This window comes from Virgibacillus xinjiangensis (assembly GCF_042643145.1).
In the GTDB taxonomy this organism is placed as follows: Bacteria; Bacillota; Bacilli; order Bacillales; family Amphibacillaceae; genus Virgibacillus_O; species Virgibacillus_O xinjiangensis.
The window spans coordinates 1-2,434 of the sequence record NZ_JBHRSA010000064.1 but is presented as its reverse complement, the minus strand read 5'-3'; the positions used below and the strand labels follow the sequence as shown (position 1 = coordinate 2,434).

The window sequence follows — 2,434 nt, the reverse complement described above, 5'->3', positions numbered from 1 at the left end:
CCACTCGTGCCATAACTGATCCACTATCACAAAGTGATAGTGGATCAAAGGTGTTTGTTATTGATTCAATCCGTTTCTTTCCCTCATGGATACTTTTCCATCAATAAATATATTATAAGAATCATGTACAATACGGTCTAAAATGGCGTCCGCAAGCGTGTCTTCTCCAATCTTATCGTGCCATCCTCGCGGATCAAACTGGGAACAGAAGATAGTGGATCCTACCTGATGGCGTGCTTCGACAATTTCAAGAAGATCTCTTGCTTCTGTCTCCTTTAATGGAGTCAATAGCCACTCATCCAGGATAAGTAAGTTCACTTTTTTGTATTTCTTCATAACCTTTCTATAGGTTCCCTCGCCTCTGGCGATTGAGAGTTCGTCCAGTAGGTCCGGTAACCGGATATATTTCACTTTGTAGAACTGGCGGCACGCGGCAATGCCGAAGGCGCAGGCTAGATAAGTCTTTCCATTCCCTGAGGCACCCATCAGTATAATATTGTGGTGTTCTTCAATATAATTACCCGTGGCTAGTCTCAGAACTTGCGCCTTGTCCAGCTTTCGATCTGGGTGATATTCTATATCTTCGATACACGCCTGTGTATCACGTAATTCTGCTGATTTGATCAGACGATCAAGCTTATTGTTTTGCCTCCTAGACCATTCAATATCAACGAGTAGTCCAAATCGATCCTCAAAAGACAATTCCTGATATTGTGGGTCTCTCAGCTGTTCTCTGAATGTCTCTGCCATCGCAGACATCCTCATTTCATTTAATTTGGTTAGAGTATTATCAGTTGTCATTATCGTTACCTCCATAGTAATCCGCACCACGTGTAAATCCATAAGTGTTATCACTTTTTCGTATGGCGGATGGTTCAGTTTTGCTTTCCAAAGGTAATTTATCGTGTCCTGTTTTTAAGATGGTTTGTATACTTTTCAACTTAGGTCTTGGTGTGTAAGACAGTACTCTCTCGCATGCCATCTCCACACGCTCAATAGAATATTTATCTGCGAGTTTCATCAATCCATAGGTTGATCTCAATCCCTGCTTCTCTGTAGGATAAGATTCTAATATCTTCTCAATTGTAAGTAAGGTGGATGGACCGGCGGTCTTTCCCCATTCCAATATGAATCCTTTATTGAATTCCGAATACTGCCTGTGATTCCTGGGCATGTGATCGGGTAGTGTATGATGCTCCCCCTTTGTCCCACTAGATCTTTTATGGGAAGCGATCCGTATATTCCTATAAAACGCCTCGATTATATTTCTCGTTACTCGAACCTCTACGGTACATTTGATATAATCATAGGGAACAGAGTAATAGTCATTACCAACTTTTATATGATAGTCAGGTTGGACAACGGCCGTTTCCCAGCTTGCTATCTCATATGGTGAATAAGGCAGGGGCATCAAGGCGAATTTTTCTTCTCTTAGAAATGCTTCCTGTCTATTCCCGTTCTTTTTTTGAAATGGCTTTGTGTTTACCTCACTTAGCTTTTCCTTAATTGCGTTGTTCAGCTCTGCCAGAGTAAAGAACTTCTCGTTACGAAGGGAAGCAATAATCCAGGTAGATATATGCCCGACATTCCCCTCAACGCTTGCTTTGTCTTTGGGCTGACGCACGCGTGCCGGGATAATGGTAGTCTGGTAGTGTTCAGCCATCTCCTGGTAGCTAGCATTAATGACAGGCTCGGTACGAGACGATTTTGCCACCCCTGTCTTTAAATTGTCCGGAATCACAACCCTGGTAACTCCCCCATAAAATTCAAAAGCGTGAATATGAGCTGTAATCCAACTTTCTGTATTCATCGATAGGAACCCTTCCACATAAGCATATTGACTACATGGCAACGCAGAGACAAATACATAAACAGGGATTTCCTCCCCCGTTAAGTTATCTGTAAGATGCATGGTTTGACCTGCCCAATCTACTTCCATTTGTTCTCCCGGTTTCCTCTTGATCCGCATCGTTGCTTTCGTTTTTCTTGCATACTCATTGTAGAACCTGCAGAACTGTCGATAACTGTATGGAATTTCGTTATTGGCCCTACATTGTAAGGAATATTCATCCCATAAGAGAGACAATGTAACCCCAGATTTCGCCAGTTCCTTATGGATATACTCTCCATCAGGTTTCCGACGATGGTCGGAAGGTATTTGTTTTTCCGGAAACAGAATCATTTGAAGATCAACATCTGTCAGATCTTTTTCGAAAGGCCATTGAACACTTTTCTCCTCCGCCCTCCGAATCACTTCTCTAACGGTGTTCCTGGAATGTCCACAACTAGATGCTATCCCCCTTTGTGTGACTTCCTGTGCATGAAGTCTTAAAATCTCTCGATACTTAACCACGAAAAAAACCTCCTACATAATGAATTTGCACAATGTGCTTCTTCATTATATAGGAGGGTGGGTCAGCTTTGTCCGAGGTGG

The 2,434-nt window shown here is 42.4% G+C and carries 2 protein-coding genes; both read right to left on the bottom strand.

Annotated features, from left to right (window positions below):
* Positions 1 to 57: 57 nt before the first annotated feature.
* Positions 58 to 801 (bottom strand): IS21-like element helper ATPase IstB, encoded by a 744-nt coding sequence (gene istB / locus ACFOGI_RS16780; RefSeq protein ID WP_390275130.1) that lies wholly within the window; start codon positions 799 to 801, stop codon positions 58 to 60.
* Positions 791 to 2,353: an IS21 family transposase gene (gene istA, locus ACFOGI_RS16775; RefSeq protein WP_390275128.1), complete on the bottom strand. Its 1,563-nt coding sequence runs from the start codon at positions 2,351 to 2,353 to the stop codon at positions 791 to 793. Before istA ends, istB begins: the two co-directional genes overlap by 11 nt.
* Positions 2,354 to 2,434 lie beyond the last annotated feature (81 nt).

What these genes read in the sequence shown, in the direction of transcription:
- istB (WP_390275130.1), bottom strand. Translation starts at nt 801, where the DNA reads ATGACAACTGATAATACTCTAACCAAATTAAATGAAATGAGGATGTCT.